This is a genomic window from Bradyrhizobium sp. LTSPM299 (assembly GCF_000938235.1).
GTDB lineage: Bacteria > Pseudomonadota > Alphaproteobacteria > Rhizobiales > Xanthobacteraceae > Bradyrhizobium.
Window position 1 is genome coordinate 123,277 of the sequence record NZ_JYMU01000085.1, and the last position, 23,963, is coordinate 147,239.

General features: G+C 60.0%; 24 protein-coding genes. 4 read left to right on the forward strand and 20 right to left on the reverse strand.

Annotated features, from left to right (window positions below):
* Window positions 1-195 precede the first annotated feature (195 nt).
* The 16 genes from UP10_RS36350 to UP10_RS36425 form a co-directional block, all read right to left on the reverse strand.
* Complete coding sequence (locus UP10_RS36350) at window positions 196-648, reverse strand: nuclear transport factor 2 family protein (RefSeq protein ID WP_044591975.1); 453 nt, start codon at window positions 646-648, stop codon at window positions 196-198.
* Window positions 649-1,084: 436 nt separating this feature from the next.
* Window positions 1,085-2,230 carry an iron-containing alcohol dehydrogenase gene (locus tag UP10_RS36355; RefSeq protein WP_050043979.1) on the reverse strand — a complete coding sequence of 382 codons (1,146 nt, stop codon included), beginning with the start codon at window positions 2,228-2,230 and terminating at the stop codon, window positions 1,085-1,087.
* 58 nt (window positions 2,231-2,288) lie between these two features.
* Entirely contained in the window at window positions 2,289-3,557 is a 1,269-nt protein-coding gene (locus UP10_RS36360; RefSeq protein WP_082077442.1) for a cytochrome P450, read from the reverse strand.
* A 206-nt stretch (window positions 3,558-3,763) separates the two neighbouring features.
* Window positions 3,764-4,903 (reverse strand): ABC transporter substrate-binding protein, encoded by a 1,140-nt coding sequence (locus UP10_RS36365; protein ID WP_197086988.1) that lies wholly within the window; start codon window positions 4,901-4,903, stop codon window positions 3,764-3,766.
* Between the two features lie 39 nt (window positions 4,904-4,942).
* The gene (locus UP10_RS36370) at window positions 4,943-5,662 is read right to left on the reverse strand and encodes an ABC transporter ATP-binding protein (protein WP_044592245.1); all 720 of its coding nucleotides are present in this window, start codon (window positions 5,660-5,662) and stop codon (window positions 4,943-4,945) included.
* A gap of 2 nt (window positions 5,663-5,664) precedes the next feature.
* Window positions 5,665-6,420 carry an ABC transporter ATP-binding protein gene (locus UP10_RS36375; RefSeq protein WP_044591977.1) on the reverse strand — a complete coding sequence of 252 codons (756 nt, stop codon included), beginning with the start codon at window positions 6,418-6,420 and terminating at the stop codon, window positions 5,665-5,667.
* Window positions 6,417-7,295: a branched-chain amino acid ABC transporter permease gene (locus tag UP10_RS36380; RefSeq protein ID WP_044591978.1), complete on the reverse strand. Its 879-nt coding sequence runs from the start codon at window positions 7,293-7,295 to the stop codon at window positions 6,417-6,419. The genes UP10_RS36375 and UP10_RS36380 overlap by 4 nt, the downstream gene beginning before the upstream one ends.
* Window positions 7,292-8,185, reverse strand: a complete 894-nt coding sequence (locus tag UP10_RS36385) for a branched-chain amino acid ABC transporter permease (protein WP_044592246.1) — start codon at window positions 8,183-8,185, stop codon at window positions 7,292-7,294. Before UP10_RS36385 ends, UP10_RS36380 begins: the two co-directional genes overlap by 4 nt.
* Before the next feature lie 482 nt (window positions 8,186-8,667).
* On the reverse strand, window positions 8,668-10,347 hold the full coding sequence (locus UP10_RS36390) for an FAD-dependent oxidoreductase (RefSeq protein ID WP_044591979.1): 1,680 nt from the start codon (window positions 10,345-10,347) through the stop codon (window positions 8,668-8,670).
* Window positions 10,348-10,378: 31 nt separating this feature from the next.
* Window positions 10,379-11,359, reverse strand: coding sequence for a zinc-binding dehydrogenase (locus UP10_RS36395; protein WP_245322125.1), 981 nt, complete (start codon window positions 11,357-11,359; stop codon window positions 10,379-10,381).
* A 51-nt stretch (window positions 11,360-11,410) separates the two neighbouring features.
* Window positions 11,411-12,175, reverse strand: coding sequence for an SDR family NAD(P)-dependent oxidoreductase (locus UP10_RS36400; protein ID WP_044591980.1), 765 nt, complete (start codon window positions 12,173-12,175; stop codon window positions 11,411-11,413).
* Between the two features lies 1 nt (window position 12,176).
* Complete coding sequence (locus UP10_RS36405; protein WP_044591981.1) at window positions 12,177-12,965, reverse strand: SDR family NAD(P)-dependent oxidoreductase; 789 nt, start codon at window positions 12,963-12,965, stop codon at window positions 12,177-12,179.
* 43 nt (window positions 12,966-13,008) lie between these two features.
* Window positions 13,009-13,479 (reverse strand): EthD domain-containing protein, encoded by a 471-nt coding sequence (locus tag UP10_RS36410; protein ID WP_156180622.1) that lies wholly within the window; start codon window positions 13,477-13,479, stop codon window positions 13,009-13,011.
* Window positions 13,480-13,550: 71 nt separating this feature from the next.
* On the reverse strand, window positions 13,551-15,071 hold the full coding sequence (locus UP10_RS36415; protein WP_044591983.1) for an AMP-binding protein: 1,521 nt from the start codon (window positions 15,069-15,071) through the stop codon (window positions 13,551-13,553).
* 190 nt (window positions 15,072-15,261) lie between these two features.
* The gene (locus UP10_RS36420; RefSeq protein ID WP_156180623.1) at window positions 15,262-16,086 is read right to left on the reverse strand and encodes an SDR family NAD(P)-dependent oxidoreductase; all 825 of its coding nucleotides are present in this window, start codon (window positions 16,084-16,086) and stop codon (window positions 15,262-15,264) included.
* Window positions 16,087-16,221: 135 nt separating this feature from the next.
* Window positions 16,222-17,397 carry an alpha/beta hydrolase gene (locus tag UP10_RS36425; RefSeq protein ID WP_044591984.1) on the reverse strand — a complete coding sequence of 392 codons (1,176 nt, stop codon included), beginning with the start codon at window positions 17,395-17,397 and terminating at the stop codon, window positions 16,222-16,224.
* A 195-nt stretch (window positions 17,398-17,592) separates the two neighbouring features.
* Here UP10_RS36425 and UP10_RS36430 point away from each other — a divergent pair, with 195 nt between their 5' ends.
* The 3 genes from UP10_RS36430 (at window position 17,593) to UP10_RS36440 (ending at window position 20,043) form a co-directional block, all read left to right on the forward strand.
* Window positions 17,593-18,183 carry a MarR family winged helix-turn-helix transcriptional regulator gene (locus tag UP10_RS36430; protein WP_050043983.1) on the forward strand — a complete coding sequence of 197 codons (591 nt, stop codon included), beginning with the start codon at window positions 17,593-17,595 and terminating at the stop codon, window positions 18,181-18,183.
* Window positions 18,184-18,417: 234 nt separating this feature from the next.
* Window positions 18,418-19,065 (forward strand): VOC family protein, encoded by a 648-nt coding sequence (locus UP10_RS36435; RefSeq protein WP_197086989.1) that lies wholly within the window; start codon window positions 18,418-18,420, stop codon window positions 19,063-19,065.
* 165 nt (window positions 19,066-19,230) lie between these two features.
* Entirely contained in the window at window positions 19,231-20,043 is an 813-nt protein-coding gene (locus tag UP10_RS36440) for an SDR family NAD(P)-dependent oxidoreductase (RefSeq protein ID WP_044591985.1), read from the forward strand.
* 83 nt (window positions 20,044-20,126) lie between these two features.
* Here the strand turns inward: UP10_RS36440 and UP10_RS42415 are convergent, their stop codons facing one another.
* The 3 genes from UP10_RS42415 to UP10_RS36455 form a co-directional block, all read right to left on the reverse strand.
* Window positions 20,127-20,840, reverse strand: coding sequence for an NIPSNAP family protein (locus UP10_RS42415; RefSeq protein ID WP_050043985.1), 714 nt, complete (start codon window positions 20,838-20,840; stop codon window positions 20,127-20,129).
* Window positions 20,841-21,044: 204 nt separating this feature from the next.
* Window positions 21,045-21,776 carry a glutathione S-transferase N-terminal domain-containing protein gene (locus UP10_RS36450; RefSeq protein WP_044591986.1) on the reverse strand — a complete coding sequence of 244 codons (732 nt, stop codon included), beginning with the start codon at window positions 21,774-21,776 and terminating at the stop codon, window positions 21,045-21,047.
* Between the two features lie 179 nt (window positions 21,777-21,955).
* A complete protein-coding gene (locus UP10_RS36455; protein WP_044592252.1) occupies window positions 21,956-22,435 on the reverse strand; it encodes a nuclear transport factor 2 family protein in 480 nt (159 codons plus the stop codon).
* A 122-nt stretch (window positions 22,436-22,557) separates the two neighbouring features.
* On the opposite strand from UP10_RS36455, the gene UP10_RS36460 reads away from it, so the two are divergent.
* On the forward strand, window positions 22,558-22,992 hold the full coding sequence (locus tag UP10_RS36460) for an RrF2 family transcriptional regulator (protein ID WP_044591987.1): 435 nt from the start codon (window positions 22,558-22,560) through the stop codon (window positions 22,990-22,992).
* Window positions 22,993-23,004: 12 nt separating this feature from the next.
* Here the strand turns inward: UP10_RS36460 and UP10_RS36465 are convergent, their stop codons facing one another.
* Window positions 23,005-23,925, reverse strand: a complete 921-nt coding sequence (locus UP10_RS36465; RefSeq protein ID WP_082077447.1) for a LysR family transcriptional regulator — start codon at window positions 23,923-23,925, stop codon at window positions 23,005-23,007.
* Between the last annotated feature and the right edge of the window lie 38 nt (window positions 23,926-23,963).

The window sequence follows — 23,963 nt, forward strand, 5'->3', positions numbered from 1 at the left end:
ACGCTGCCCTCCCGTATGTCCCCCCCTTTGGGGAATTGCAATTTCATGGGTTGGCGACCGCAGAGAGCGACCTGCCCTTCCTCACGGCGCGAGGAGCCGAGGTTTCTGGAATAGTCTCCACATGGTTCGGGACACTGCGGCCGCTCCCTTGCGGTATCCCGCGTACCAGTCTCGCACCGCCGTCCCAGGTTTGTCTCAAGCCGGCAGGACGTTGACGCTGACGCTTTTGAAGCGCCAGCCGTCAGCTGTGCGCACGAATGTCGAGGTGTAGGCTCCGCACATGGCGATTTTCCCAGGCCCGTCACGCCAATCGGTGATCAACGCGCGGCAAAGCCCTCTCGCTTCGTCAGGACCGTTGCCGGGCTCGATCAGCACATCCGTCATCTGGTGTCGGAACTTGCGATTGAATCGTTTGATGATTGAATTCTCAATCATTGTCTTCAGGCTGTCGTGGCCAGCCACGGTTTCGGAAGGCAATCCCGAGCCACCGAGCGCCTCCGGCGGCGAATTCTCCCGCGTCCAGGTGCCGTCCTTGACAAAGAGGTTTGCGAAAGCGTCGAGATCGCCGGCGTCTGCAAAATGGGCATAGCGTGCGATTAGATTGCGAAGCGCCAATTCGTCGGCAACAGGAAGCTGGGCGTCGGGCATGAGGTGCTTACTCCACAGAGATGACGCAGCAGCGGCTATTCAGTCCCTATAGACGCCGGCTTCAAGCAGCTTTTTCGACGAGTAATCGCCACCCTGCTTCCGAGTGAAGACGCCCGCCCTATTCCCGACGCACCACCAGTCACGCAGACAACGCGATCATTCAGGCCGAAATTCAACATTGAGCTCGTTCCTGTTCGTCGAATGGGAAGATAAGCCGCCGGTAGCTCCGCCAAGTCTAACGGCAGACCCGCCCCGATTCTGTCCCTGATGCCGGGGACTCTCCAAAGCGCCGGCCTGGCCAATCGTCTCGGGAGTTGGTTTGAGGAGGATCGGAGATCAATCTACGAAATCTTCGAGATGCTCTGAAGCCAGTTCGATTCGGGTTTCGCTTCACCACCCATATCGGCGTTCGAAGGCGCGCTGTTGAACAGCCTTTCTAGAACGCGGATTCGATCAGTTGGGTCATGGCATGCTCGGTATCGATCGGGCGAATATTGGCCCTGACACACGGTTTGGCCAGTGCCACTTTGGCGATGGTCGATATTTGATCGTGACGCACGCCCGCATCCCGAAGGCGCGTCGGCAATCCAAGATTGACCACGAGGCCGGCAACGATATCCGCGAGCGTTTCGTCCGGCTTTCCCATCGCCTGGGCGACGACGGCCTGGCGGTCGTGCGAGGCCGGAAAATTGTAGCGAAGAACATGCGGCAGCATAATGCATGACGTGATGCCGTGCGTCATGCCGGTAACCGCGCTGAGCGCGTGGCCGATGCCATAGCTTGCGCCGTGTGACACGCCGATGGTGGTACCCTGAATGGCCATCCAGCCGCCGACCTGACATCCAAGCCGCGCCTGGATGTCACCGGGCGCAATCTTCGTTATCGGCAGCCAATGCGCCAGGGTACGCGCCGCATAGAGGGACGTCGCATCGGAATAAGGCGTCGGTTCTTTGGCACACCATGTCTCGACCGCGTGGTCGAGCGCGCGCACACCGGTGCACAGCCAGAGTCGCTCAGGCGTCGTCAGCGTGGCCTCGGGATCCAGAATAACAACATCCGGCGCGAGGTCCTTATGGTGGAAAGCATCCTTGATGCCGGTTCGCTCGTCCGTAATCCCGGCGAATTGCGTGAATTCCGCGCCTGAAAGCGTTGTCGGAACCGAGATGAGATAGGGCCGCGGCGATGCCGCCGTGGTCGCTGTCTTGAGTCTGTCGAGATCGGCGGCATCCTTCACATTATTTGTCAGGCAAATACGTGCCGCCTTCACCGCTTCCACAACCGAACCGCCGCCGACCGCTACAACGGCGTCCACGCCCTTGCTGCGCAAGGCAGTTGCGACGCGCATGACGTCCTCGCGTGGAGAGTTCTCCCGAATACCGGTTACGGTATTTCTCAATGTCTCGCCGAGGATAGCCGAGACCTTGCCTCCCAGGCCGTGTTTAGCCGCGAGGCTGGTGTTGGTTACGACCACCGCCTGCCCGACCCAGAATTGCTTGACGACGCGAGGAAGCGCTTGCGCGAGAGATTCTCCGTACACCACCAGTTGGCGGGACGGCGGCTGAAACCGGCCGGGCAGGATCATCTTGGCGTCCTCTTGAGACCTGGCGTCGCGGGATCGGATAGCGGTCAGGAAACGACCTTTATGCTTCGAGATCGACCCACAGGGACTTTGGAACCCGGAAAGCGAAAGCCGGGACATATTCAACTTTCCGATCGCCGACAAGCCTGGCGTCCGGATAGCGCTTGCTGAGTTCTTCGAGCATGATCCTGACTTCAAGCCGAGCCAGCGGCGCGCCCAGGCAGACATGAATGCCATTGCCGAATGTGAGATGTTTGCGTCCATTGGCGCGGCGCAGGTCGAAATGGTCTGGCCTGTCGAAATATTTCTCGTCGCGATTCGCCGACATGAACGACATCAGGATATTCGACCCGGCCGGAATCCGAACTCCCGATATTTCGACGTCGCATCTCGTGCGCCGCCGCCAGTTCACGACCGCACCGTACATCCGCAAACCCTCTTCGACCGCATTCGGAATTAATGAGGGGTCGGCACAGATCGCTTCCCAGCTATCCCGCTCGGTCAGCAGCGCGTTGATCGTATTGGTCGCCTGGGTCGTGGTAGTCTCGTGTCCCGCGAACAGCAGGCCGAAGGCAACGGAGTTGATTTCGTTGACAGTCAACACGGTATCGTCGCCGTTCCGCAAACGCAGCATATTGCTGGCGAAGTCATTTTGCGGGCTGTCAATGCGTCTGGCGACGAGGCCAACGCAATAGTGCCAGAATTTCAGAAGATTGCGCGCCGCATCCATTTGTTCCTGATGGGTCGGTCGCGAGAACGAGAGCAGCAGGCGATTGGTCGCCCATTTCTTGACCTGAGCCGCCTCATCCTCGGGAATGCCAAGAATCAGAAAAATCACCTTGGCCGGCAGCTCGTACGTGAACTCCTCCATGAGGTTGACACGCGATTTACCCTTCATACGATCCAGCGAGTCTATTACCAGCCGGCGGATGTCGTCTTCCAGATACCCGAACTGCTTCATGTTCAGAAGCTGGAACGCCGAATTCCGGATCCGGGTATGACGCGGAGGATCGCAATTGACCTGGATACCCTCAAGGGCGTAGCCGCCTTCCTTCAGCAGGTCGAGCGCTTCCTGCGGCACCGGCGAAATCGGGGTGTTGGCGTTTGCAGCCGAGAACCGATCCGGATCGCGCAGGATCGCGAACACGTCGTCGTAGCGCGTCACCACCCAGTAATCGATATCCGGCGAATAAAACACCGGTTCGCTCCTGCGAGCGACGGCGAGAGACTCGTGCATACGCTCATGATCGAACGGTGCATAGTTGCGCCCGATGCTGCCGACGGGACACACGGCTTTCGGGGTATCCCAGACCCTTGCGAGATCACTCATTCGTATACTCCGCTTTTAAACCATCGAAGCTCGACCAGCAGCGAGAGCGGTGCGCGGAACACATAAGTGTAGGCGTGGTCGATGGACTGGTCCGGCGCGAGGCGACAATTGAGAAAACGCCGCTGGATTTTTCCTCCCCTCGCGGGAAGGCGGCTTCCGATATGAGACGCGGGCTTTTCGCGTTTGCGGCGAGCCCTTGTCCTTTCTTATGGCGCGAGCACGAACTTACCGCCCTTGACGGTGAGCAGAGCCGCGCCATAGCTCGGGTTGCGGTCGTCGTCCATCGTCCAGGTATGGTTACCCATGACCGTGGGCTGATCACGTAGCGCGTTCATCGCCTTCATCACCGTTTCACGATTAGGGTTTGGACCGGCATCCTTGATGGCCTGAACGGCGAGCGCCGCGAGCGCGTAACCCATAGCGGCCCAATTGTCGGGCTCGACCTTGTAGGCTTTCCGATACGCCTTGACGAACTCCTGGTTCAGCTCGCCCGGATCGCTCGCGAAATAGTCGGCGACAATATAAGCGCCTTCCGACGCGGATCCCGCGGTGGTGATGAAGGAATCGGATGCGAAGGTTGACGGTGCGAGGAAGAGCACCTTCTTCGGAACACCGCCCTGTCGCGCCTGCAACAGAACGTTCGCGCCGACTTCAGCGGGCGCCGCCGCGAAGAATGCATCGATATCCTGTCCGGCGAGCTTGGTCGCAAGCGCAAGGAAGTCCGTATCCGAGGCAAGGATGCCCTCCTCGGATACGATCGTCACGCCGGCATCTTGCAGGATTTTCTTGAACCCATCCTTCTGCCCGACGTACCCGTCGTTCGAACGATCGAACACGAGACTGACCTTCTTCACGCCGAGCTTCTGCGCGGCATATTTGCTCAAATTACCCATGATGTCGGAGCCGACGGCCTGGACTTTCGACGAGTAAGGACCGGCAGCAAGAATGGCCTTCGACGACCCGATCACGAACATCGGAACTTTGAGCTGGTTAGCCACCGGCGCCCCCCCGGTCGACTCGAGACTTGTGGTCGGACCGAGGATCATCAGCACGTTGTCGCTCTGGGCGAATTTGCTAACCAGCGTGATGGTCTGCCCCTTGTCGCCGGCGGAGTCCGCCTCGACATAGGTGATCTTCGTACTGCCGAGCACGCCCGCGTCGTTGGCCTGCATGATCGCAAGCTTCATGCCGTTCTGGATCGGCACGCCACCGAAGGCATAGGCGCCGGTCAACGCATTCATGATGCCGAGCTTGATGGTTTCCTGCGCCATAACCGGCACCGCGCCGATGGTCATTGCGATCACGGCAATACCGCCTGCAAACATACTTCTGTGTGATAATTGCATTTTCTTCTCCATTGGATCAGGCCACCCTTTTCAGGCGTTTCATGCGACTTTCGCGGCACGGCCGAAATAGTGGTCGGCCACCACAGGGTCGTTAGCGAGCTCGGATGCAGGTCCCTGATGAACGATCCTGCCCTGTTCGATGACCGCCGCTCTGGTCGCTGCTTCAAGCGCCATGCGTGCGTTCTGCTCGACCAACAAAATCGTCAGTCCTTCCTTGTTGAGCCGGATCAGCGCATCGAAAACCTCCCGGATGATGACCGGCGCCAGACCGAGACTCGGTTCGTCAAGAAGAAGGATGCGCGGACGCCCCATCAACGCGCGGCCGATCGCCAGCATCTGTTGCTGTCCGCCGGAGAGCAGGCCCGCGAGTTGGTCGCGGCGCTCGGCGAGAAGCGGAAACAGGTCATGGACCTGCTCCAGATCCTTCGGATTCCTGCCTCGCGCGCCCACCGCCTGCCTGCCGAGCAGAAGGTTTTCCATCACCGTCAGCGGTCCGATCATCCGCCGTCCTTCGGGAACCTGGATCAACCCGGCACGGGCGATCAGATGCGCGGGCCGGCCGCTGATGACTTCGCCCTCAAGCTGAATGCGACCTTCGGCGACCGGAACGATGCCGCTCGCTGCATTGAGAAGCGTCGATTTTCCGGCACCGTTCGGGCCAATCAGTGCAAAAATCTCGCCCTTCTTGACCTCAATGCTAACGCCGCGTAGCGCGCGGATGCCTTTGTAGGACACCGAGAGGTTGTCGATTGTCAACATCATCAGGCTCCGAGATACGCTTCGATAACTTTCGGATTCCGCCCGATCGCGTCAGGCTCGCCCTCGGCGATCAACTGACCCGACGCGAGAACGTAGATATGTTCGCACAAGGACATCACGAACCGCATGTTGTGCTCGATCAGGAGAACAGCCACGCCCTGCTGCGCGACGGTCCTGAAGATATCTGCAAGACTGAACGCCTCATTATCGTTCATTCCGGCGACCGGTTCGTCCAGCAGCAGCACCGCCGGTTCCATGGCAAGCGCGCGCATCATCTCGATTCGGCGTTGATGCCCGTAGGAAAGGCCGCCGGCGGGATGTTTCGCCAGCGTCGCCATGCCAAAGCGTTCGAGCAATGCCTCCGCCCGCGCCTCCAGCGCCCGCCGCTCACGAATCGCAGACGGCAGGCCGAGAAGATTCGCCAGCGTTCCGGACGTCTCGTGGCGGTGAAAGCCGGCGACGACGTTGTCGAGAACGCTTGCCCCGCTGATAAGGCGGATATTCTGAAATGTGCGCGACACTCCAGCACGCGCCAGCATCGTGGCATCGGCCTCGGTGACATCCTGATTGCCGAGCAATATCCGTCCCTGCGTCACCTTGAGAAGGCCGGTGATCAGATTGACCACCGTGGTCTTGCCGGCTCCGTTCGGTCCGATAAGACCGGTAATGCGGCCGCTGGGCGCTGTCAGGCTTACGCCATTCACTGCGCGCAATCCCCCGAAACTCCGCGCGATGTTGTCCAGGACCAGAGCTTTCATGCCACCACCACTTTGGTCTTCGCGTTTCCGGTAGCGATCCGCTTCCGCGCGATCACCGAGATCAGCGTGTCGGCAACACCCTGCGGAAGGAAGATGATCGATAGCAACAGCAGGGCGCCCTGCACCACCATGCGGTATTCCTGAAATCCGCGCAGCAACTCGGGAAGCCCCGTCAGTACGACCGCGCCCACGATCGGTCCCCAGACGGATACGCGTCCGCCGAGTACCACCATGGCAAGCGCCATCACCACCATGTTGAAACCGTACTCGTTAGGCGTGATCGAATAGCTGTTGTAGGCGTGCAGCGCCCCCGCCAGCCCGGCAATCGCTCCGGACAGAATGAAGGCAATCATGTGATGCTTTTGCACGGAGATGCCGAGCGAAACGGCGACCGTTTCATCTTCACGGATCACGTCGAAGGCCCGGCCGATGCTCGACGAGCCGATTGCCAACATGAAGTAGGCCAGCAACCCTACGACGCACAATAACCCGACGAGGCCGACGGTCTTTGGAATACTGTTGATACCGAGCGCACCATTCGTCACATCGACCCAGTTCAACGTGACGGAAAGTACGATCTGGACCAACGCCAGCGTCGCGAGCGCCTGGAACACGCCGCGCAGCCGCGCCAGCGGGATGGCGACAATCGCCCCGGCGGCGATGCCAAGGGCGGTGGCGACCGCCAAACCCAGCCAGGGCGAAAGCCCGAGCTTCGTTACCATGATCGCAGCGGTGTAGGATCCAATGGCGGCGAACGCCGCGGTGCCAAGCGAGAAGACCCCGGCCTTCAGGACGATATACTGGCTGAACGCCAGCAGGACGTTGAAAAGCGCGAGTTCAAAAAGCGGTTCATAGGCATAGAGGAATGTCATCATCGGCGCGTTACCCGGGCGACAGCACCCGCGCCGCCAAACAAGCCGGTCGGCCTGATCAACAGCACAAGAAACAGGATCGAGAACACAAGGGCGTCGGCCAGCCCGGCAGACAGGTAAGCGACGGTCAACGTCTGAATGACACCAATCAGCAAGCCGGCGATCAGCGCTCCGGGGATGCTTCCCAAGCCGCCCAGAACGATCACCACAAAAGCCCTGAGAAGCAGCGGCTCTCCCATCATGAAATGCACCGAGTTGAAGACAATGCCAATCAAGACGCCGGCAATGCCGGCAAGCGCACCGGAGAGGAAGAACACCTGGAAATTGATCCCCGTCGGATTGATACCGAGCAGCTTCGAGGTATGTTCCGAAAACGCTACGGCACGAATCTGGCGGCCGAAGCTGGTGCGATAGAGATAATACAGCAGTCCAACCACCATCAGCACGACGATGCCGATGATGACGAGCTGAAGGAGCTGAATTCTCAGACCGAGGAAATTGAACACGACGATCGGGAAAGTGTCGAACGGAAACCGCATCACTCGCGTCGCCGTCAACTGCTGGGCAAGCGACAGCAAAATGAGACTGGCGCCAATCGACGAGACGATCGAGGAAAATTCAAGCGACCCATGCCGTCGAAGCGGCCTGAACGCAACCAGGTCCAGAACGACCGACACCAGGCCTCCGCCCAGGGCGCCGACAAGCAGGGCGACAGGGAAAGGCGCGTCGAAAAGGATGACCGAATACAGTCCGGCAAAGGCGCCCAGCATGAAGACACTGCCGTGAGCCAGATTCATGATGTGGTTGACGCCGAAAACCAGGGTAAAGCCAAGTGCAAAAAGGCCATAAACACTTCCCACAACCACGCCGTTGAGAATCTGCTGCATCAACATGGCACGCGCGCTCCCGCGCCGACCGAACGCGTAGGAGTTGCCGGGCACAGCGCCGGGATATCGCGCAACGGCCACACGCCTCCGCTGCCCAGAACCGCCTGGGTGCTCAACATCATCAATCCCCTCCGAATTTCACCTCCGGAATGCTTCACAGGCCACGAAGACCGATCGCATCCGTCTCGTTTATTTGGTCATATTCTAACCCATCCCCGCATCCGGCCTGTCACCGCGCCATGGGACGCGCGCTCTATCCAGCGAAGGCCAAAAAGCCGAAAATTCGCCTGTTTGCTGTCACCCTGTTTGCTGCCTCTAGGACATGCCCCACGACACGCTCTTTGGCGTCCGCAAAATCACGCAACCGATAGCTGCTGCCGCGTCAAGGAGATCGGCGCCTCTTCTCGGCCCATAGGCGCGGCCGTTCGCGTAACCGCGACCGCCCGCAATGGGACGCGCGAGCTTGCTCTGCGAGCGAGAGCCTGATGTCAATTGCGCAACTGCTTTCCTGCTGCCGCCGCGATGTCGCGCGCGGCGATATAGCCAAAGGTCAGAGCGGGCCCAAGACTGGAGCCTCCGCCAGGATAGAAGCCTTTGGTCATCGAATTCATGTCGAGACCCAGGGCATAGAATCCGGGGATGACCTCCCCCGCCTTGGTCAGAACCCGTGCCCTTTCATCGGTATTGAGACCGGCAACCGAACTGAGATCTCCCGGCAGCATCGCCATCGCATAGAACGGCGGTTTCAAGATCGGCCCGAGACTCGGATTCGGCTTGTTCTCCTGGTCACCACGGAACCGCGAATGGACGTCGGCACCGCGCGCAAAATCGGGGTCTTCGCCCTTTGACGCATGCTCGTTGAATCGGGCGATCGTCTGTTCCAGCACCTTTGGCGAGATACCTATCTTCTCCGCAAGCGCGCCGATCGTCGGTGCCTCGGCGAGATATCCGTTCCTGACCCATGGACGCACCGGATACGGAAACGGTCTCGCGAGTCCCATGCCATAGGTTCTCAGGAAGCGACGGTCCGCGATCATGTACACTTTCGGCAACCCGCGCTGCTGCATCTTCATAACGAAGTTGTGGTACGAGCCGCCCTCGTTGGCGAACCGCCTACCGGCCGGATCGACGGCGATCGAACCTGGCATATAGCGGTCGATCATGATGTGTGGGAATTTCACCCAGGATCCATCCGGACGCTGCGCCATGGAAACCGGAATGAAGATGGCGTTTGCCGGATTCGTCGTGACGAGATCGGCCCCGGCTCCGACGCCCATCCTGATACCGTCGCCGACATTGCCTTCCGGCTGAACCGAGACGTGATGCTCGGCAAGCGGCATGAACTGTTTGCGCATCTCCTCGTTGGAGCCAAAGCCGCCGCTGGCCATCACGACAGCCTGCCGGGCGCGAATCGCAACTTCGCTGCCATCACGCAGCACCACAAGCCCAGTTACACAATTGTTTTCGATCACCAATTTTCGCGCCGGTGCTTCTCGCCACAGGGTCACCTTAGCGTCGAGCGCCGAGCGGAGCAGCCGCGCCGCGAGGGCGTTGCCGCTGACGACGCGTGTTCCCCGGCCGTACAGCAGCTTCTGAACGGCGTAGCTCCACACCATTTTTGTCGTATGTGAAAAGCCCTGAACAGTGCGGAACGCCTTGCGCAGAGGAATGATATCGGCGCCGGCCACTTGCATGCTCTCGAAGACTGTCAACTCGGAACGGGGCCTGCGGAGATATTTGAAATGCGACCCGAGCCGGCGGCCGTCGAATTCCTTCGCGAGCACGCCGCGATAGCGTGAGGCGCCCGAATGCTGCTGTTCATAGTCCGGCGTCGGCGTGGGAACGAAATCGAGCGCGGTATTGGCCTCCATGTATCGCAGCATCGCTGGCGCGTTATCGACAAAAGCCTCGATCTTCGCCGCATCGTAATGATTGCCGAGCACATTCCTCAGATATTCCAGCGCTTTCTCGCGGCTGTCCGCGACGCCGACATCGTCCATGTGATGATTATTCGGAATCCATGCAACGCCGCCGGAAAACGCCGTCGTCCCGCCAAACGATTCGGTTTTCTCGACGACCAGTACCTCGAGCCCGTGCTGGGCGGCGACCACGGCCGCGGTCATTCCGCCGACTCCTGAGCCGACCACGATGACATCGAAGACTTTCATAGGACCTTCTTGAGCGTTACGAACAGCCGTGTCACGGGATCAACACGATCTTTCCGAAATGGGCGTTGGCAGCCATGTGCTTGTGGGCGGCTCGGGCATCGGCCAACGGAAAACTGCTGTCCAGCGGCAGCACCAGTGTTCCCGCCTCGATATGCTCCCACAGATCGTCGCGCATGCGCGAAACGATCTGCCTGATCTCATCGCGGGTGCGCGTGCGGAAGGTGACTCCGATGTAATCGAGCCGCTTCGCAGCGTGAAGATCGAAGTCGAATTCGGCCTTTGTACCGCCGAGACGGCCAACATTGATCACGCGACCGCGCACCGCGGCTACTTTCATGGATAGACCCACTGAGGGGCCTGAAATCATGTCGACGATAAGGTTTGCGCCCGCCCCATTTGTCGCCTGCATCAGATCGTCGGTCCAGGTCACATTCGCCGGATCGAGTGCCAGCGTTGCACCGAACTCGTGCAGACGACCGCGCCGCCCCGCATTGGTGGAGGTCCCCGCAATAACACTTGCTCCCTTGAGCTTCGCGATCTGCAGCGACATTAACCCCACGGCCGAGCTCGCGCCCTGCACGAGAACAGCATCACCCCTGCGCAATTGACCGTTCGTGACCACGGCATCGTGCGCCGTAAGCAGCGCAAGCGGCAGAACGGCGGCCGTTCTCATGTCGAAACCCGGCTTCAGCTTCAGCGCGCGGCCAGCGTCCGCGACGGCGAACTCCGCATAGCCGCCGGTGCCGGAGCACATCACCATATCGCCGGCTTTAAAATCCCTGACGTCGCGCCCGACGTTGACGACTTCGCCGGCCCATTCCATGCCTATCGGCTTGCCTAAGCCATCCTTGCTGGCGACGCCCGCGCCTTTTGCGGCGTTGAGGTCGGCACGATTCATTCCAGCCGCCGCTACCCGCACCAGAATCTGCTCCGCGGCAGGCAACGGGCGGGCGACTTCACGTAGTTCGAGTCCGTTTTCGCTCGCGACTCCGGCGCGCATGGTTTGCGTCATCGATCGTTGTCCTCAATATCGACGCGGCCGAAATTGGCGCAGCGTGCTGTCTCAATGCATGAATAGACCGCCATTAACGTCTATGGTGGCGCCGGTCACATAGCCGCCGTTGACGGAGGCGAGGAACGACGCGGCCGCGGCGATCTCTTCGGGAAGGCCGACGCGGCCGAGAGGAATGGAATCGAGCTTGGTGTACTTGGTGCCCGTATTGTTCTGTCCGGTTGCCTGCGCTAGCATCGGCGTATCGATCGGTCCCGGCGCGATGGCGTTGACAGTGATGCCGAGCGACGCAAGATCGCGCGCCGCAGCGCGGGTGATACCGAGAACAGCCGCCTTCGAGGCGGAATAGGCAACGCCGGACTGCAACCCGCCGGTTTGGCCGGCCAGCGACGACACGGTGATGATGCGGCCATGCTCTACCGGCCTGGCGCGGCGGCAACGCGCCATCTCACGCACGCAGATGAAAGTGCCTCGCGCATTTAGGCCGGTGACCTTGTCCCAGTCGTCAAGCGAAGCATCCGCCAGCGAAATGCCGGTTGCCGTTCCGCCGGTTCCGAGCATGCCCGCAAAATGCGCCAACACCGCGATCGGGCCTATCTCGCTTTCGACCTGCTTGAAAGCGGCGATCACCTTCTGCTCGTTGCCGGCGTCGAACGCGATGCCGCGATGGCCGTCACCCTCAAGCGTCGCCGCGGCTCTCTCCGCTATCGTACCATCGAGATCCGCAATGATGACCGTCATGCCGTCGCTTGCGAACTGCTTCGCGGTCGCAAGGCCCAACCCGCCGACGCCGCCGGTTACCAACGCGATCCGCATGTCAATTCGCCCCTCTGGTGGATTCCCAGTTTGCGACGATCTCGTCGCTGATGAAGACCGACGACGTTTGACCGCCATCCACCGCCAGAATCTGTCCGGTGATCATCGATGCCTCGTCGCTGGCCAAAAATGCCACCGCGGATGCGACATCTTCCGGCTTGCCAACCTTACCGAGCGGCATAGTGCCGACGATGGTCGCCTGAAAGCGCGCCGTCTTGAGCCGATCTGCCGTTAGCGGCGTGGCAATGATACCGGGCGCGACGGCATTGACCCGGATCCCTTCAGGGCCATAGTCCGAAGCCATGTTGCGGGTCAGCGCAACGACGCCGGCCTTCGCCATCGCGTAAGCAGCCCACCGCCGATAGCCGGACAGGGCAATGCTGGAGGCGATATTGACGATAGCGCCGCGGGTTTTGCGCAGCTCGGGCAGCACATCCCGGGAAAGACGGAACGTACCGCGCAAATTGATATCCATGTAGTGGTCGAATATCTCGTCCGTCGTCTCGTGCACCGGCGGGGCGTTGCCGACACCAACGTTGTTGACGAGGATCGACACGTCTCCGAACGCCGAAACGCAACGGCCGATGATCTGTGCAGGCGCCTCGTCGACCGTGACATCGGCGATCATCGTCGCCAGACGATCATGCGTCGGGAAGGCGGAAAGACCCTCGGCCCTGATATCGACCGCCAGCACGTGGGCCCCTTCATCCAGAAGCCGCTCCGCGACCGCCCGACCGATGCCCTGACCCGCGCCGGTGACAATCGCCGTTCGATCTGTCAGTCCCTTCATGCTTCGCGCCTTATATACAAATGGAGCCAGACGAGGGTTCGCGTCACGCCTTGCCTGCCGCGATCTCGGCCGAGTAATCCCTGCCGACCTGCACCACCTGATTGTCGAACATCAGGATTCGCGTCGCCTTCATGTCGAGAAACCTGTGCTCGTCCGCGATCATCTCGCTCTGAAAATAGGGAAGCGCATGCATCTCCTTGCGCGCCTCGAGGCTATCGAACCAGGACTCGGAAAAGCCGTCATATTCGAGGTCGCCGACATTCGGCCAGCCGTTGCTGGGCACGCAATGATGCTGGACATATCGCGTCAGATATTTCGACAAGATCGGGTTGCTTGCGATCAACGGGCCACGCACCTCGCGCCAATGCTGGGAGAATTGTTCGCGGCTCAGACCGGGTTTGCGCTTGTAGAAACCGAGCGTGATCAGCATGTCGGGCCTCACGAAAAGATGCGAAACAGCAATCGATGCGTCGGCCGCGCTGAAGAAGCGCGGCGGTTCAATCATGCTACGCATGGAAGCTGCGACATCGCGCGTCCCCGCCACGGGGACACGGCGACAGACAGGAAACCGGATTCAAATTCAGGTTATTGTTCAAGGGGCGGCAATTGTTCCCGCAGTTCGCGTTTGAGTACCTTGCCGTAGTTGTTCTTCGGTAGCTCCTCGACGAACACGTAGCGTTTCGGCCGTTTGAACCGCGCGATCTGTTCGGTACAATGGCGATCGAGTTCCTTGTCGTCGATTATCGCACCCGGCCTTCGGACAACAAACGCGACCACGATCTCGCCCCATTCGGCATGACGCTGTCCGGTGACGCAAACTTCGGCGACATCAGGATGCTTGAGCAGCACTTCTTCGACCTCGCGCGGATAGATATTGGTGCCGCCGCTGATGACGAGATCCTTGGAACGGTCGCGAAGCGTCAGGTAGCCGCGATCATCAAACGACCCCATGTCGCCGGTGTAGAGCCAGCCATCCTTCAGCGCCTCCGTTGTCGCCTTTGGGTTGTTCCAGTAACCGGACATCACGACATCGCCGCGGCAGATGATCTCGCCGACCTCGCCGGAAGCGAGCGGTTCACCGTCCTGCGAGACCACGGCAACGGCGACGCCAGTGCGCGGAAAGCCGACCGACCCGAGAATAGCCGCATCGTCGCCGGAATGATCCGCGCGGCGAAGGCCGGTGATCGTCATCGGTGACTCCCCCTGCCCGTAAATCTGAACAAAGACCTGGCCAAACGTTACGAGAGATTTCCTGAGCTCCTCGACATACATCGGGCCGCCACCATAGATAAGGGTCCGAAGGTTAGCGGGGCGGCGTCCGGTCCGTTCGGCCTCAAGCCGCAGCCGCTGCACCATCGTCGGCGCGAAGAACACTTCGCATCCCGGATGAATACCGCAAAGCTCGATGAATTCGGTCGGGTCGAATCCCTTCGACACAGGCACCACCTGGCGGGCGCCGCGTGCGATATAGGCCGGGATATAAAGCCCGGATCCGTGCGACATCGGCGCCGGATGCAACAGGCTGCAATTCTCGTCAATCGGGTCCATGTCGGCCAGATGGGTAACGGTCATGGCCATCAGATTGCGATGCGACAGCATCGCACCCTTGGAGCGCCCCGTGGTGCCGCTGGTGAAGAAGAGCCAAGCCAACGCATCCGGAGATGCAACGATACTGCCGCGCCATTCGTCCTGAAACAGCGCGAGATAGTCTGGACGGTCGATCAATATCCGCCGGCAGTCCCGCGCCCCTGACGTCGCGATGGCCTGGGTGACTTCGCCGGCAAGTTTTGACGACACGAATAGAACCACAGCCCCGGAGTCTTCGAGGATCTGCACCGCTTCCCTGGCATGAAGCTTGGCATTGACCGGCGTCGCCACCATACCGGCCGCCCAGATGCCAAATAGCAATTCGATGTATTCCGGCCGGTTTTCACTCATGATGGCGATACGATCGCCGGGCGCAAAATCCCGTCGCAGCGCCGCAGCAATCTTGAGCGCACGCGACCGAAGTTCGGCGAAGCTGGATACCTGCAGTTCTCCTGAGAACACCGCCCCCCTTTCGGGAAATCGGGTCGCTGCCTGATCGAGAAGCGAATAGAGATTCAAGGGGACCGAACCTTACTTCATGCGGTGGCAAGCCGCGGGCGTCTGGTTGGCGTTGCGTCCTGCATCGGGATTTTGCGAAAGACGCCAGGCAGGACATCTTTCGCATTTGCCACCGTGCCGATAGTTGAGATGAACTCCTCGCTTCCTATGGACCGCACTATCTCAACGGCGTGACGGTCCCGCACGCCATTCACCTGCTCGCAGCAAGCTTCTGCACCATGAGGCTTTGAGAGAGGCCACCGTCGCAATTCAGTTCCTGCCCGGTCACGAAAGATGCCGCCGGAGAAGCCAGAAACAGCACTGTATCAGCGACTTCTTCTGGCATTCCCAAACGGCCAAGTGGAATTTTCGCTGCTCGCTCTGCCTTGATGGCTGGGGTCAGCTTGGCATGCAGTAGCGGCGTGTCGACCGTACCCGGGCTGACCACGTTGACGCGAATGCCATCCCTCGCCCATTCCATCGCCATCTGCCGCGTCAACGAGATCAGCGCCGCTTTGCTCGGCCCGTACGCGCCGCCGTTCGGGTAACCACGACCGCCCGCAAGCGAGGAAATATTCACGATTGCCGCTGCTTTACTTCTGCGCAGATGAGGAAGGCACGAACGACCCAGAATGAGGGCGCCTTCGACATTGACCAGAAAGGACAAGTGCCAGTCGTCCAACGAACAATCTTCCAGATCACCATGAAGAACGACACCGGCGGAATTCACCAGGATATCCAACTGACCGTACGCATCGATGGTCCGGGCGATCGCCGCATCGATCTCCGGCTGAACTGAAACGTCCATCGTCACCGCAATCGCCCTGCCACCTGTCTTGACGATATCGGCAGCGACGCGCTCGGCAGGCTCCGTTCTCCGGTCGGCGATCACCACCGACGCACCGTTTGCGGCAAACGCTCTCGCCGTCGCTTCGCCGATGCCGCTGCCGCCGCCGGCAACCAGAGCGACCAGCCCACTTATGCGCGAATTTCTCATCCAGTCGATCGCACGCAAGTTCGACTCGTTCGGTGCCATCTTATCTCTCCTGTTGACCGGTTTCTTCACTTAAGAACCGGCGACCATCGCGAAAACGGGTGAAGACGCAAAATTGCTGTCCAGAACGGCGTCCGAGGCTGACCCACGCTGTATGGTATCCGCTCCTGCCCACTTTCATTCGACCAGCAGGCCTCGCGTTACAAGCCAACGTCGCTGCAGGGTAACCGCCTCGGCGAGTTGCTCGGGCTGTCCCGCATAATAGTGCGTTGCGCCTTTGATAACATGGAAGGTCTTGTCCGTGCTTGCCGCGGCCCGATAGATCATCCCGGTGTGAGGTTGCGGCGCCGCGTCATCCGCGCTGTTCTCGATTGCGAGGAACGGCACCCGGATATAGGCGGCGCATGCCACGCCGTCCGCGCGAGAATCCTGGATCGACCATTGCGACAGCCATGAACGGAGCGTCGAAAAACGCCCGAGCGCAACCGGACCGGTATTCACGGTTTCCGGATTGCCGAGATAGGACCAGCGCGGCTTGCGGTCGTTCGGATCGATCGCCGGATCGATGAAGCGCGGATCGGCGAAGGTACGGTGGGTTACAAATCCTCTTTCAAGCTCGGCAGTATTGCGCTTCTTTAGGGCTTCCATCGTTTCCCAGACCCAACCCCGTATCCGATCGATTCGGGCACGCTGCGCCTTGCGGTACTGCGCGATGAAGTCGGCAGAATAAGGCGGCTGGTTCGGATTAGCTGGATCGTAGATGTCGAGTTCGCGAATCCGGTCGTCGGGGTCGTTCTCGCGGCGGATCGAGGGATCGATGCTGTCGACCAGCAATTGCGCCCGCGAGATGTGCGCAGCCTGAAAAATCAGGGCATCGGCCGGGATCAAGCCGGCGCCCCTGATGTCCACGGCATCGCCCGCAGGCGTGTGGGTGATGGTCGGATTCTCGGCCTGCGATTGGTAAAAGAGAGCCAGCGAGCCGCCCCCGCTCCAGCCTACGATCACGATCTTTTTGTAGCCAAGCACGTCCTTGGCGTGGCGCACGTAGGCACCGAGGTCGAGCAACACTTTCTCCATGATCAGGGCCGCGTCGTTCTTCGCATAGCGGCTGGCGGCGCAAAGCACGTGCGTGCCATGGAGTGCCGCAGCGCGCGGCACTGGCAGGAGCTGCAGCGTCGAGGCCGGGTGCATGAAGATCATCAGCGTGTCCGAAGGACGCCCCTTCGGCCGGATCAGGATTCCCTCGAGATTCACCGCTCCCTGGTTGCCGGAAAAACCGTAGGTCTCTACGAAAGCAGACTTTTCTTCATATTGAATATGAAGCCAAGTGAACTCGATATCGTGGTTCGCCATGGGCTGCTTCCTCTATTCCCGCATTCGCGCCGCGCGGTCGGCAAATGATCATTCCCACGAATATCATGGGGAAAACACGATCCCCGTCGTTCGCCATAGCCGCTAAGCTGTTTTTCCAGTCCGCAATGTCCCCTCCTGTTGTTACATTCTTCGACACACCGTCAGGGGCATCGTAGGCTGGTCTCGGAGGCATGGATGACGTCGATGAAGAAGGCCGTAGCGGTGGCCGGTGACAAAGTGGATGAGCAGCGATCCCACCAGCTGCCGCCCGGTCATTTTTCACCGGAACACTCGCTGCCTCACGCGTTCAGCGTTGTCGCAAGCCGCATCAGCCTGATGCTGGAAAAAATGTATAGCCAGCAGTTCGGCCTCTCCGTGGTGGGCTGGCGCATTGTCGCCATTCTGGGCACCCATTTCCCCCTCTCCGCCAAGGCGCTCGGCGAATTGACCGCAATGGATCAGGTCAGCGTCAGCCGCGCGGTGGAAATGCTTGCGGGCAAGAAGCTGGTTTCGCGCCGTGTGGATTTGGCGGACCGGCGCAGGGTCGTATTGCGACTGAGCAAGAAGGGCGAGGAAGTCTATAACCAGATCGTGCCCCTCCTCTACGCAGGTGAAAGGGCTCTGGTATCGGGCTTCTCCAAAAGCGATGAGACAGCACTTCGCCGAATCATGGAGCGCATGCTCGAACGATCGGCACAGCGTTTGGGAGAGGATTGCGACTGGCAAGTGCTGCTGGAGCAATACGGATATGGCAGCGTTCCCAAAGATCGAAGTGAGGGTGAATAAACCTCCGGCTGGGAAAAGCGAGTTTGGCGCCTTTTTGCGGCAGTGTCGAACCGTTCTAAGCAACACCGTCCCGCCAAGAGGGGACATACTTTAAGCCCGTCAGCTCACATCATAAATGCTAAAGTCGCATCGTAAGGCGCGCCACGCCTGGTCCCTCTGGAATCGACAAATCCTGATCAGGACGATTCTGGTCCCCGGACCCTTCTGACAACCGAACTTCGAGGAAAATCTTAAATGTCTACTCTGGAAGCAGCGAAGACCCCGACGGGGCTGCAAACACCGAAGGTCGCCCCACGTAACCCCGGACTGACCCCGACGATGCTGAATCACGCAGCTTGGGTGACGCACGATGTTGCCGCCACCTACGATTTCTACACGCGCATCATGGGCATGGAAATCGCGAGCACGGTGATTGACGACAAGGTTCCTTCCACCGGCGATTCATTTCCCTATTTTCATATTTTCTTCAAAATGAAGGACGGCTCGACGCTCGCCTTCTTCGAAGCGCCTGGGTTGCCGGCACCGGCAAAGTCGACCCATCCCGCCTATGACATCTTCACTCACATCGCTCTTGAAGTTTCGTCAAAGGAAGACGTTGACACATGGTGCAGTTGGCTGAAGGAGAATGACATCGACATCGTCGGTCCGACCGATCACGGCATCATCTACAGCATCTACTTTTTCGATCCGAACGGCGTGCGTCTCGAAATCACGACTCCGCTCGACAAGGACTGGAACAACCATACCAAGGACGCCAAAGAAGACTTCGCTCTTTGGGTCGGCACCAAGGAAAAGGCCAGGACGGAAGGCCGTAATGTGGTCGACGCCCTGATCAAGTTGGCTCAGGAGCGGCGCGAAGCCCGCAATGGTGCGGCTCACTAGGTTGCATCCGAAACGCCGGGCGCCTTGATTGATCAATAGAGTTCGTGAATAGAGGCGCTACCGGACCTTCGGACGGAAGCGCCTTTTTTCTTGTCGGTAGGAGCCGACTGCGTCATCCGATATGACCGTTCAGGTCGTGGACAAGCGCCATATAACGAGGGACCGATGAGCAAGGACTGGCTGAATATTGGCGGGCGCGTCTGCGTGGTCACAGGCGCGGGAGGCGGCATTGGACGGACGATCGCCCAAAGCATGGCCGATGCCGGCGGCAAGGTAGCCGTGGTCGACCGCGATGTTCAAACTGCCCGGGACACTACCGCCCAGATCCGAAGCGGCGGTGGCAATGCGGTCGCCGTTGAATGCGACATCGCCGACCCGGCGAGCGTGGAACGTGCCTGCAAGGAAGCCGAAGAGGCATTTGGCCGCTGCAACGTGCTCGTCAATAATGCCGCCCTGGTGAGGAACGGACCGCTCGCCGAACTATCGGTAGCGGACTGGAACGCCGTGATCAACGTCAACCTGACGGGATTCTTCATCTGCTCGCAGATCTTCGGCCGCAGCATGCGGGAGAACGGCGGCGGCAGCATCGTGCACGTCTCGTCGCTGTCAGGTTCGTTTCCGCAGCCGACAAGCGGCGCCTATAGCGTCAGCAAGGCCGGCGTTCTGATGCTGTCCAGAAACATCGCGCTGGAGTGGGGTGAGATGGGCGTACGCAGCAATGTGGTCAGTCCTGCCATGGTGATTACGCCGATGTCGGAGACCATCTATCGCGATCCGTCTGTGAGAGCGATACGCGAGAAAGTCGTTCCGGTTCGCCGCATCGGGCAGCCGCAGGATATTGCCGACGCGATTTGTTTTCTTGCCAGCGACCGCGCGAGCTATGTCAGCGGGCAGGAAGTTCTGGTCGACGGCGGATGGAGCACTGCGCTGCTGACCACCGTCCCTCGCCCGGGATTCGATCTGCCGAAGAAAAACTAGCGGGCGATAGCTGCCGCCAGGCGCCAGTGAGACCGCTTCGCAGCTACGACACGATCCAGTCTTTCCGGCGATGGCAGTAAGAATTAACGCGCCTGTGTTCTCAACGACGCAAATGGCAGCGCATAAGAGGCAGGCTCCAGCAGGAACGTGTCGCTGCTGCCGAACAGGGTGGTGCCATACTGTGCTCGCTGCTTTCGAAAGGCATCGAGCAATTCGCTGTCGTTCTGAAAGTGCCGCCAGCCCCTTGCCCAGGCCGTCTCGTCCGGCCAGGCGATTATCATTACGGTAGCGGGCATTCCCGGTCCGCTAATCAGGTCGCACGCACCGATAATGTGAGCGCCGGCAGCGCGCAGGCGCGGAAAATAAGTCGCTTGGAGAAAATCGGCGAGGGCGGGATTTCGTCCAACCAGGGTTTTCTGCGTGATGATTTGATGAAGACCGCCAATGCGCCGATCGAGATCTATATCTACCTGCCTGAATGCGGGGTTGGGCCGCAAGAACACAAGTTCCTGGCCTTCCACAAGCTCGCTGCCCGCGTTCGTTGCCGCGCGTACACGCGTCCATTCCGGGTCCGCATAAAATGCGGCCCAACAAGCCTCCCTCTCGTCAAAGTCGTCCCACTCCATGATGTAACAGAATAGCGGCATGCGCGGCCCGGCCAACGCGACCCATCGGCCAATGACCCGAATCCCGTGCTTTGCGAGCAGCGGTGGCAGGTGATTCTGCATGCGGTCGTGATTGTCGTTGATCCGTCCGCGTTCAATCAGATATTGCCGCATCTCGAAAATCATGATCATTCTCTCTCGACTGATCCGACCCGTCACAATCGCTATGATAGCTGCTACGTTTCAGTGGCGAGACGCGGCAACGGGCATTCCGAAAAACTCGACGAACAATCCCACCTTTTAAGCCGCCCGCTTCTCGCCTCAAGCTGACGACCAACATTCGGGATGATCGAACAGGAACAGCTTCACTACAGCGACCTCAATCAGGGACGATTCTTACACGACCTTAACCGTTCCCGCCGTGTGCTGAGCATCACCAAACATGTTGGACCACTCCGTTTCGCTCAGTACTTGCTTCTGACCCATATACTTGGCCGGCGCCCTGAGTTGCTCCGCGCCCAGAACACGCTGGATGGCAGGCCGCTCCTTAAGTCTTTCGAACCACCGGCGCGTCACCGGGAAGTCTTGGAGCTTACATCCTTCAATTAAGTTGGTCGTTCTTCCGGGCCAGATGGCGATGTCAGCGATCGTATACTCGTCGCCTCCAACATACGAAACCTCGGTGAGCCGGGCCTCAAGAACCCGCAGCAACCGCTGCAGTTCCTTTGTATATCGGGAAATGCCGTATTCATTGCCTGGCGGCGCATAGCGCACGAAATGGCTGGCCTGCCCGGTCATCGGACCTAGCGATGACATCTGCCAGGTTAGCCACTGGATTGCGATACTTCGCTCCCGCGGGGAGGTCGGAAGCAGCATGCCAGTCTTCTCAGCAAGATATTGCAAGATGGCTCCGGACTCAAAGATGGGCAACGCCGATCCGCCGTCAGTCGGTTCTGTATCGATAATGGCAGGAATCTTATTGTTTGGATTTATTTTTCGGAATCCAGGCGTGAGCTGATCGCCTTCAAAAATATCGATAATGTTAATGTTGTACGGGAGCCCGACCTCCTCGAGCATAATGGCGATCTTCATTCCGTTAGGAGTGCCAGCGTAGTAAAGTTCAATCATCGAATGACTCCCACCGCCACGAAGCATTGCCCCGCTTTCCAATTCAGACAGGATACTTATACCGATAGAAAGATGACCTTAGATGCCCCCTCATACAGGGACGAACCTTGGGCGTGCTCTTTCCGCGAGATTCTTGAGCGCGGCCGCCCGGGCAACCGCTTTCATCTCAGCCGTTCGCCTCAGAAGGCAAACGGCAGGTTATGACGAACCTGCAGCGACTCGATGAGCCACTGTCCATCCACGCGAACCAGCTTCTGATGGTAGTAGCCGGATTCGATCGGCGTGATCGTGCCCATCGCACCCGCCGCGCCCGCCGGCCAGCCACTCGCCGGCTTCGCGGCACCGAGGATGCTGAAGACCATGAACTGGGCATCGACCGTCGCCCGGTCTCCGTCGATGTCGACAAGCAGGCCGTCGGTGGCGTTGTGGCTCCACCCCCGCGGCGGGTGCGGCTTCATCATATGTGCGGTCGCATGGGCGATCGCCTCGCGTCCCGTGAGCTCCCCGATCATCTCCGGCTTCCCGTCGGGATTGTTGTTGTAGAAGATCGTCACCCGCGCCTGCGGCTTGAAAAGCGCCGCCATGGCGGCGCCGTCACGCTGGTCGTGGGCGCGGACGTAGTGGGCGAGGACCTGTTGCACGGCCAGTTCGTCAGACATCATCGGAGTCTCCATTCTTTAATCGTAATTGTCATTGATACATATTTCCGGCTTGATATGCAACAATGATTGTTTCATATTGTAGACCCGATCCGAAAACGCTCCTGGGCTGATGCCACGCCATGATCGATGTCCGGTTTCCGACAGCGCTCCAGTTGATGCTCAACCTCGCGCTGGCCCACGCGGAGGGTGTCGCGCAGTTGAGTTCCTCTCAACTGGCCGGCGCGCTGGGGACAAACCCTAGTTTGGTCCGCAAACTGTTGAGTCCCCTGGCCAACTCCGGGCTCGTCCGATCGAGCTTTGGCCGCGACGGCGGTATCCGCCTCGGCCGGCCGGCCGACGCGATCACCTTGCGGGAAATCTACAGCGCCGTGCTCGGTGAGGAGAGCCTCTGGGCGTCGCGGGCGGTTCCCCATCAGTGTCTCGTAAGCTCCAACATCGAACGCTATTTCGTCGACTTGGCCGCCAAGGCGGACGACGCCGTCCTGCAGATGCTTGAACACAAGACTCTGGCCGACACCCTGTCCGAGCTGCGGATCCTCGACGCAACCCGATAGCCCAAAAGCCCGCTAATCCGCCGCCGTGGGCAGATAGTCGGTCGCGTTCACCGGATGACGCATGCGCGTGACCGCAAACTCGATAAAGGCACGCAGTTTTGGCAGCGCCTGGCTGCGACTTGGGTGATAGAGCGAAAGCCCAGGCACATCTTCGCCAAAAGCGTCGAGCACGGTCTCAAGCGCCCCCGCATCCAGATAGGGGATGACGAGCGAACGCGGCAGCCGAAACAATCCGACACCGCGCAGTGCCGCCCTGATGCACAGATCAACATCAGAGATCACTAGGGGACCTGTGACCGCGATCGTGACAGGCCGCCGCCGCACGACAAATCGCCAGTGGTCCGCACCACTCGCATCGGTCCGATAAAGGATGCAGCGGAAGCGCTGCAGATCTTCGGGGCGGACCGGCCGGCCCTGCGCCTTGAAGATGCTCGGCGTCCCCACCACGACAAACCGCTCGGCCGGCGTCAGGCGAACGGAGACCATATCCATTTCGACGAAATCGCCGAGCCGTATGCCCGCATCATACCCCTCCGCGACAATATCAATCGGACGATCCTCGCCAACGAATTCGAGCTGGATCTGTGGGTGGGCAGCCAGAAAATCGGGCAGCAGGCGGTTGATCAGCAACGGCAGCGCCGGCCGCGGCGCGTTGATGCGCAGCTTTCCCCGCGCGTCGTCGCCCAACCTGCCAGCGGCATCGATGCCGGCGCTCAACATATCCGCAGCCGGCCGCGCGTGGGCAAGAAGCCGCTCGCCTGCTTCCGTCAGATTTACACTTCTGGTCGTCCGCACAAAAAGAGGCGAGCCGATCCGGGCCTCAAGGTTGCGAATTGCCTGGCTGACAGCGGAAGGCGTCACCCCGAGACGCGCAGCCGCGACCCGAAATCCCCGCAGCTCGGCAACGGCCAGAAACATGACCACGCCGTCCATACGCGTTCGATCTATTGTGAAGTCTGACTGCACGGCCT

What these genes read in the sequence shown, in the direction of transcription:
- UP10_RS36435 (WP_197086989.1), top strand. Translation starts at nt 18,418, where the DNA reads ATGTCTACTCTGGAAGCAGCGAAGACCCCGACGGGGCTGCAAACACCG.
- UP10_RS36460 (WP_044591987.1), top strand. Translation starts at nt 22,558, where the DNA reads ATGATCGATGTCCGGTTTCCGACAGCGCTCCAGTTGATGCTCAACCTC.
- UP10_RS36350 (WP_044591975.1), bottom strand. Translation starts at nt 648, where the DNA reads ATGCCCGACGCCCAGCTTCCTGTTGCCGACGAATTGGCGCTTCGCAAT.
- UP10_RS36400 (WP_044591980.1), bottom strand. Translation starts at nt 12,175, where the DNA reads ATGCGGATCGCGTTGGTAACCGGCGGCGTCGGCGGGTTGGGCCTTGCG.
- UP10_RS36390 (WP_044591979.1), bottom strand. Translation starts at nt 10,347, where the DNA reads ATGAAAGTCTTCGATGTCATCGTGGTCGGCTCAGGAGTCGGCGGAATG.
- UP10_RS36420 (WP_156180623.1), bottom strand. Translation starts at nt 16,086, where the DNA reads ATGGCACCGAACGAGTCGAACTTGCGTGCGATCGACTGGATGAGAAAT.
- UP10_RS36395 (WP_245322125.1), bottom strand. Translation starts at nt 11,359, where the DNA reads ATGACGCAAACCATGCGCGCCGGAGTCGCGAGCGAAAACGGACTCGAA.
- UP10_RS36370 (WP_044592245.1), bottom strand. Translation starts at nt 5,662, where the DNA reads ATGTTGACAATCGACAACCTCTCGGTGTCCTACAAAGGCATCCGCGCG.
- UP10_RS36465 (WP_082077447.1), bottom strand. Translation starts at nt 23,925, where the DNA reads ATGGACGGCGTGGTCATGTTTCTGGCCGTTGCCGAGCTGCGGGGATTT.
- UP10_RS36360 (WP_082077442.1), bottom strand. Translation starts at nt 3,557, where the DNA reads ATGAGTGATCTCGCAAGGGTCTGGGATACCCCGAAAGCCGTGTGTCCC.
- UP10_RS42415 (WP_050043985.1), bottom strand. Translation starts at nt 20,840, where the DNA reads ATGATCATGATTTTCGAGATGCGGCAATATCTGATTGAACGCGGACGG.
- UP10_RS36405 (WP_044591981.1), bottom strand. Translation starts at nt 12,965, where the DNA reads ATGAAGGGACTGACAGATCGAACGGCGATTGTCACCGGCGCGGGTCAG.
- UP10_RS36375 (WP_044591977.1), bottom strand. Translation starts at nt 6,420, where the DNA reads ATGAAAGCTCTGGTCCTGGACAACATCGCGCGGAGTTTCGGGGGATTG.
- UP10_RS36410 (WP_156180622.1), bottom strand. Translation starts at nt 13,479, where the DNA reads ATGCGTAGCATGATTGAACCGCCGCGCTTCTTCAGCGCGGCCGACGCA.
- UP10_RS36455 (WP_044592252.1), bottom strand. Translation starts at nt 22,435, where the DNA reads ATGTCTGACGAACTGGCCGTGCAACAGGTCCTCGCCCACTACGTCCGC.
- UP10_RS36450 (WP_044591986.1), bottom strand. Translation starts at nt 21,776, where the DNA reads ATGATTGAACTTTACTACGCTGGCACTCCTAACGGAATGAAGATCGCC.
- UP10_RS36440 (WP_044591985.1), top strand. Translation starts at nt 19,231, where the DNA reads ATGAGCAAGGACTGGCTGAATATTGGCGGGCGCGTCTGCGTGGTCACA.
- UP10_RS36425 (WP_044591984.1), bottom strand. Translation starts at nt 17,397, where the DNA reads ATGGCGAACCACGATATCGAGTTCACTTGGCTTCATATTCAATATGAA.
- UP10_RS36380 (WP_044591978.1), bottom strand. Translation starts at nt 7,295, where the DNA reads ATGATGACATTCCTCTATGCCTATGAACCGCTTTTTGAACTCGCGCTT.
- UP10_RS36430 (WP_050043983.1), top strand. Translation starts at nt 17,593, where the DNA reads ATGACGTCGATGAAGAAGGCCGTAGCGGTGGCCGGTGACAAAGTGGAT.
- UP10_RS36355 (WP_050043979.1), bottom strand. Translation starts at nt 2,230, where the DNA reads ATGATCCTGCCCGGCCGGTTTCAGCCGCCGTCCCGCCAACTGGTGGTG.
- UP10_RS36365 (WP_197086988.1), bottom strand. Translation starts at nt 4,903, where the DNA reads ATGCAATTATCACACAGAAGTATGTTTGCAGGCGGTATTGCCGTGATC.
- UP10_RS36385 (WP_044592246.1), bottom strand. Translation starts at nt 8,185, where the DNA reads ATGTTGATGCAGCAGATTCTCAACGGCGTGGTTGTGGGAAGTGTTTAT.